Source organism: Streptomyces sp. NPDC048504, assembly GCF_043200035.1.
In the GTDB taxonomy this organism is placed as follows: Bacteria; Actinomycetota; Actinomycetes; order Streptomycetales; family Streptomycetaceae; genus Streptomyces.
Window position 1 is genome coordinate 268,549 of record NZ_JBICXA010000019.1, and the last position, 6,120, is coordinate 274,668.

Consider the following 6,120-nt stretch of genomic DNA (forward strand, 5'->3'; position numbering starts at 1 on the left):
GGGTGACTCAGAACGGCCCGGGCCCGCCGAAGCCCCCGAACCCACCCGGTCCGCCCGGCCCACCACCGAACAACCCACCGTGCGGCCCGTGATGGTGGAAGCCGTCGAACAGCGCGTCCGCGAGCAACATGCCCCCGACCCCGGCGGCACCCGCGACGAGCGCGGTCTTCCACCAGGGCGTGCTGTACCAACCCCCGGCCATGGAACGGCCGTTGACGACCCCGCCGGGGTAGTAGTACGGCGTGCCGGCACCGGGCTGCGCGGAGGCGGTGTACGTCTGCCCGCCCACGGTGACCTGTCCACCAGTCCCCTGCGCGGGCAACTCGGGTCCCGGGTCGAGTCCCAGCGCGCCGCGGGCGGTTCGGATGTGGTGCAGCCCCTCGATGGCGGTCTGCGTCACGAGCCCGTACTGCGTCGGCGAGTAGGCGACGGCGAGTTGACCCTCGGCGGCCCGGAGCCGCTCGGTGGCGTCGGCGAGCGCCTGCCGGGCGGCGGTATTGCCACCGGCGTCCAGCGTGGACAGACTCCCGCCCAGCCGCTCCACCCAGCGGGTGGCCTCGGCACCGGCGTCGGCGTCGTAGGTCTGCTGCGCCGCCCCGGACCCGGCACGGTATCCGTACCGCGAACTCCCGCCCCCCGCCTGCCTCTTGCCGAAGGCGACCGCACCGCCGACGATCAGGGCCAGCAGCACCAACACGATGAAAAACATGACGTCCTCCCGTCTGCGCCGGGATCGGATCACCCCGTACGGGAGATGAGACGCCTTGGGGCTGAGAGGCCGCTGCGGGGGCTCTGAGGGGCGGCTGTGAATGGCGGCGTGGAATTGCCCGGCCTCAGCGGCGCAGCGCCCCCACGACGCCCTCCACGACCCTCAACACCTCGCCGCCGCGCACGAGTTCGGCGATGTGCTCGATGTCGGTGTGGAAGACGCGGTCCTCGTCGACGGTCGGTACGGTCTCCCGGATCCGGGCGCGCAGCGCCTCCGCGGCCGGTGAGGGCGCGAGCGGGGCGAGGAGGTCGAGGGCCTGGGCGGCGCACATCAGCTCGACGGCTATGACGTAGCCGAGCTTGCGGGCCGCGCGGTAGGCCTTCAGGGCCGCCAAGTAGGCGTTGCTGACGGTGTCTTCCTGGTTGGCCGAGGTGGTGACGCTGTCGGCGGAGGCGGGGACGGCCAGGCCGCGCAGTTCCATGGTCAGGGCGGCGGCCGTGTACTGGGCGATCATGTAGCCGCTGTTGAGGCCCGGTTGCTGCCCGACCAGGAAGGCGGGCAGCTCGCTGAGGCCGCTGTTGACCATGCGGTCGGTGCGGCGTTCGGAGACCTTGGCCAGCACGGTCATCGCGTTGACCATGGTGTCGGCCTGGATGCCGACGTACGTGCTGTCGCAGTTCGCCCCGCTCAGCGCGACCCCGTCCTCGCCCTCGGGGTGGATGACCGGGTTGTCGCCCACGGAGTGGAGTTCCTCGACGATGACCTCCCGGGCCTGCGCGAGCGCCCGCTTCGCACCGCCGTGCATCTGCGGAACGGCACGCAGGGACAGCCCGTCCTGAAGCCGGTGGTCGAGGAACTCGGCGCTGATGGCGCTGGACTCGGTCAGCCGCCGCAGGTTCTCGGCCACGGCGGCCTGCTCCGGGTGCCGTTTCCGTTCCTGGATCCGGGCGTCGTAGGCGCGGACGGTGCCCTTGAGCGCCTGCACCGACAGGCTCGCGGCGACGTCGGCGGTCGTCGCCGCGACCTCGGCGTCATGGGCGGCGAGGACGGCGATCGCGGTGACCGAGTGCGTCCCGTTGGTGAGCGACAGCCCTTCCTTGCAGGCGAGTCGGGCCGGCCGCTCGCCGATCCGGGCCAACGCCTCGGCGCCGGGCAGGAGTTCGCCGCCGTACCAGGCCCGGCCCTCGCCGAGCAGGACGAGCGCCATGTGCGCCTCGGGGGCCAGATAGCCGACGGACCCCTCGCCGGGGACGTGCGGCGTGACCCCGGCGTTGAGCATCCGCCGGATCAGCTCCAGCGTCTCGAACCGGATACCGGAGAACCCTTCACCGAGCCCGACCAGCTCCATCAGCGCGATGGCACGGACCACCTCGACGGGCAACGGCTCCCCGACCGACACGGCGTGCGAACGCACGATGTTCCGCTGCAGCCGCTCCGCGTCCGCCGGGTCGATGACCTCCGTGACGTTGTCGCCGAAGCCGGTGGTGACGCCGTAGACCAGTCGGTTCTCGGCGAGGAAGCGCTCCACCAGCGCACGGGACTTGCGTACGCGGTCGACGTAGGCCGCGTCGAACTCGACCCGGGCGCCGTGCCGGGCGACCGCGACGAACTGGTCGATGGTGATCGGCTCCGGGCCCAAGGTGACCGTCACGGACATCTCCCCGCGCTTGACGTGCATCCATTCACTAGCATGGCGAATGAATCACTTTATTTAGAGCTTGGCAAGGGCGGCAGGTGATGGCGGGCGCATCCCGGACTCTGCCGCATGCAGGCTGGGGTTCTGTCTAACCCCCTTGATCCTTCCAGCCGGTTAGTCCGCCGGGGCGCGGCACGCCCCTGGCATGCCGCGCCCCGTCCCCCGGGTACCCCCGTCGGTCAGACCCCCTGCACCGCAGGCAGCGCCCCCGTGCGCGCCGCCTCCCCGTACCACCGCGCGCTCGACTTCGGGGTGCGGGCCAGCGTCGCGTAGTCCACGTACACCGCGCCGAACCGCTTTCCGTAGCCGTACGCCCACTCGAAGTTGTCCATCAGAGACCACAGGTAGTAGCCGCGCACGTCCGCGCCGTCCGTGATCGCCCGGCGTACGGCCGACAGGTGGCCGTGGAGGTAGGCGATCCGCTCCGGGTCGTGGACGTTGCCCTCGGGGTCGGGCTTGTCGTCGTAGGCCGCGCCGTTCTCCGTGACGTAGAGCGGGAGGCCCGGCGCCTCCCTCGTGTAGCGCGTGATCAGGTCGTACAGGCCCGTCGGGTCGATCGTCCAGCCCATCTCCGTGCGCTCGCCCGGGGTCTGGAGGAACGCCACGTCGTCCGCGCCCGGCCAGGGGGAGTACGCGCTCAGGCCGTGGCCGTCGGCGCGCGGGCTGCCGGCCGGGGCCGCCTCCGTCGCCTCGACCAGGGTGGGGGTGTAGTAGTTCAACCCCAGTGCGTCCAAGGGCTGGTGAATGAGCGTCAGGTCACCGTCCTGGACGTACGACCAGTCCGTGACCGACCTCGTCGCCTCGAACAGCGACTGCGGGTACGAACCGTGCAGCATCGGCCCGTGGAACACCCCGTTGGCCAGGTCGTCGATCTTGCGGGCCGCCGCCATGTCCTCCGGGGACTGCGAAGCGGGCCTGACGACCGAGGAGTTGAGGCTCACCGCCACGGAGTTCCTGGCCGGCATCGACGCCCGCAGCGCCGAAGTCGCCAGCCCGTGCGCCAAGTTGAGGTGATGCGCGGCCTTGAGCGAAGCCGCCGCGTCCGTACGGCCCGGCGCGTGCACCCCCGAGCCGTAGCCCAGGAACGCGCTGCACCAGGGCTCGTTGAGCGTGATCCACTGCTCCACGCGGTCGCCCAGCGCCTCGCCCATGATCTGCGCGTACTCGGCGAAGCGGTACGCCGTGTCGCGCTCCGGCCAGCCGCCCGCGTCCTCCAGCTCCTGCGGCAGATCCCAGTGGTAGAGGGTCAGCGCCGGCTTGATGCCGACGGCCAGCAGCTCGTCCACCAGGCGGCGGTAGAAGTCCAGGCCCACCTGGACCGCCGGGCCCCGGCCGGTCGGCTGCACCCGCGGCCAGGAGGCCGAGAAGCGGTACGCCGTCAGGCCCAGGTCCGCCATCAGCGCCACGTCGTCGCGGTAGCGGTGGTAGTGGTCGACAGCGATGTCACCGTGCTCACCACCGGCCGTACGGCCCGGCGTATGACTGAACGTGTCCCAGATCGAGGGCGTACGGCCGCCCTCCCGCACCGCCCCCTCGATCTGGTAGGCGGAGGTCGCGGCGCCCCAGAGGAAGGCGGGAGGGAAGGTGACAGGTGTAATGGGCTCAGGCATGGAAGCGCTCCCATAGTGGAGGAGAGGGGCCGGAGAGGCCGGGGCGACGGCGCCCCGGCTCCCCGGCTGACGTAGGAGACAAGCGGGATGAGCGAGGTGAGGAAGTGGGCGAACCCTCAGCCCTTGACCGCGCCCTGCATGATCCCGCCCACGATCTGCTTGCCGAACAGGAGGAAGGCGATCAGCAGCGGCAGCGTGCCCAGCAGCGCACCCGCCATGATCACCGACTGGTCGGGGATGTAGCCGGTGCCCAGGGAGTTCAGGGCGACCTGGACGGTCGGGTTCTGCTGGTTGAGGGCGATGATCGGCCACAGGAAGTCGTTCCAGGCCATGACGAAGGTCAACAGCCCCAGCACCGCCATCGCGGGGCGCGCCGCCGGGAAGACCACGTGCCACACCACCCGCAGACTGCTCGCGCCGTCCACTCTCGCCGCCTCGATCAGCTCGGTCGGCAGTGCCTGCACGAGGTACTGGCGCATGAAGAACGTACCGAAGGCGCTGACCAGGGTCGGCAGGATGACCGTCTGCAGATGGTTCGACCAGTGCAGGTCCGCCATCCACAAGTACAGCGGTACGACGGCCAGTTGGGGCGGGATCATCATCGTGCCGATGGTCAGCAGGAGCAGCGTGCTGGAGAACCTGAACTTCAGCTTGGCGAAGGCGAAGCCCGCGAGGGTGGAGAACAGGACCGTGCCGATGGTGATCGAGCCCGCGACGATCGTGGAGTTGAACATCGCGGTGCCCATGCCGGCCTGGTCCCAGGCCGTCTGGAGGTTCTTGAACAGGTTCGCCCCGAACCACAGCGGCGGCGGGGTCTGAGCGAGCCGCGTGTTGGTCCGCGAGGCGGCGATCGCCGTCCACACCAGCGGGGCCAGCGAGACCAGCGCGAAGACCACCAGGACGACGTAGGTCAGCGGGCCCGCGTGCATCTGCTTGCCCGCGCCCATCACCCGGCGGCGCGGGGCGCGTGCCGCCGGTACGGGCACCTGATCCTGAGGGAGCGTCAATTCACTTGTCGTCATTGGGACTTCCTCAGCCGTCGGGTGAACAGCAGGTTGATCGCGGCGACGATCAGCAGGATCAGGAACATCGACCAGGCGATCGCGGACGCCTTGCCGAGGTTGCCGATGATCCAGCCCTGGTCGTACATGTACAGACCGAGCGTCTGGTACTGGTGCTCGGAGCCGCCCTTCGAACCGCTGACCCCGCCGAACAGCAGCGGCTCGCCGAAGAGCTGGGTCGCGCCGATGGTGGAGACCACCACCGTGAAGAGGATGGTCGGGCGCAGCTGCGGGATCGTCACGTGGCGGAACTGCTGCCAGCGGTTGGCACCGTCGATCGCCGCCGACTCGTACAGGTCGCCCGGGATCGCCTGCATCGCCGCCAGATAGATCAGCGCGTTGTAACCCGTCCACCGCCAGATCACGATCGACGACACCGCGAACTGCGAACCCCACGTGGATTCGCGCCAGTTGATGGCATCGACCCCGACGAAGTGCAGCAGCCAGTTGACCATCCCGCCGTCCCACGAGTACAGCAGCGTGAAGACGAGGGTCGCCGCCGCCACCGAGGTGGCGTACGGCGTGAGCATCACGACCCGCCACACGGTCGAGCCGCGGAGCCGGTAGTTGAGCAGATGCGCGATCCCGATCGCCATCAACAGCTGCGGCACGGTGGAGATCAGCCCGATGGTGAACGTGTTCTTCAGGGCGTTCCAGAAGAAGTCCGACGACAGCAGGTTCCGGTAATTGTCCAGCCCCGCCCACGTCTTGTGGTCCAGCGACGACAACTGCACGTTGTGCAGCGAGTACCAGGCCGTGTAGAGCAGCGGGATGAGGCCGAAGGCCCCGAAGATGATGAAGAACGGGGAGATGAACGCGTACGGCGCCGCCTTCATGTCCCAGCGGTACAGCCGGCTCCGCCACGAACTCGGGCCGGGAGCCGGCGTACCGCGACCGCCGGCGCCGCGGGCCGGGGGGGGGGGGGGGGGGGGGGGGGGGGGGGGGGGGGCGGCGCGGGGGGGGGGGGGGGGGGGGCGCCGCGCGCCCCGGGGCGGGGCGGCCGGGGCGGGGGCCCCCCCCCCCCGACCCGCGCCCGCCGGGGGC

General features: G+C 70.6%; 5 protein-coding genes. All 5 read right to left on the reverse strand.

The genetic code is table 11. The features are described 5' to 3' along the window. Nucleotides 1-7: 7 nt before the first annotated feature. The 5 genes from ACGFY9_RS39010 to ACGFY9_RS39030 all read right to left on the reverse strand — a co-directional run bounded on the left by ACGFY9_RS39010 (nt 8) and on the right by ACGFY9_RS39030 (nt 5,927). Complete coding sequence (locus ACGFY9_RS39010; protein WP_393762314.1) at nt 8-709, reverse strand: hypothetical protein; 702 nt, start codon at nt 707-709, stop codon at nt 8-10. Between the two features lie 124 nt (nt 710-833). Further along, nucleotides 834-2,366: a histidine ammonia-lyase gene (gene hutH, locus ACGFY9_RS39015; RefSeq protein WP_393762345.1), complete on the reverse strand. Its 1,533-nt coding sequence runs from the start codon at nt 2,364-2,366 to the stop codon at nt 834-836. 218 nt (nt 2,367-2,584) lie between these two features. Continuing rightward, nucleotides 2,585-4,015 carry a GH1 family beta-glucosidase gene (locus ACGFY9_RS39020; protein ID WP_393762316.1) on the reverse strand — a complete coding sequence of 477 codons (1,431 nt, stop codon included), beginning with the start codon at nt 4,013-4,015 and terminating at the stop codon, nt 2,585-2,587. A gap of 116 nt (nt 4,016-4,131) precedes the next feature. Then, entirely contained in the window at nt 4,132-5,037 is a 906-nt protein-coding gene (locus ACGFY9_RS39025) for a carbohydrate ABC transporter permease (RefSeq protein ID WP_393762318.1), read from the reverse strand. Beyond that, complete coding sequence (locus ACGFY9_RS39030; RefSeq protein ID WP_393762347.1) at nt 5,034-5,927, reverse strand: carbohydrate ABC transporter permease; 894 nt, start codon at nt 5,925-5,927, stop codon at nt 5,034-5,036. The genes ACGFY9_RS39025 and ACGFY9_RS39030 overlap by 4 nt, the downstream gene beginning before the upstream one ends. Nucleotides 5,928-6,120 lie beyond the last annotated feature (193 nt).

Excerpts from the sequence above, each read along its gene's own strand:
- ACGFY9_RS39010 (WP_393762314.1), bottom strand. The coding sequence starts at position 709 with ATGTTTTTCATCGTGTTGGTGCTGCTGGCCCTGATCGTCGGCGGTGCG.
- ACGFY9_RS39025 (WP_393762318.1), bottom strand. The coding sequence starts at position 5,037 with ATGACGACAAGTGAATTGACGCTCCCTCAGGATCAGGTGCCCGTACCG.
- ACGFY9_RS39020 (WP_393762316.1), bottom strand. The coding sequence starts at position 4,015 with ATGCCTGAGCCCATTACACCTGTCACCTTCCCTCCCGCCTTCCTCTGG.
- hutH (WP_393762345.1), bottom strand. The coding sequence starts at position 2,366 with ATGTCCGTGACGGTCACCTTGGGCCCGGAGCCGATCACCATCGACCAG.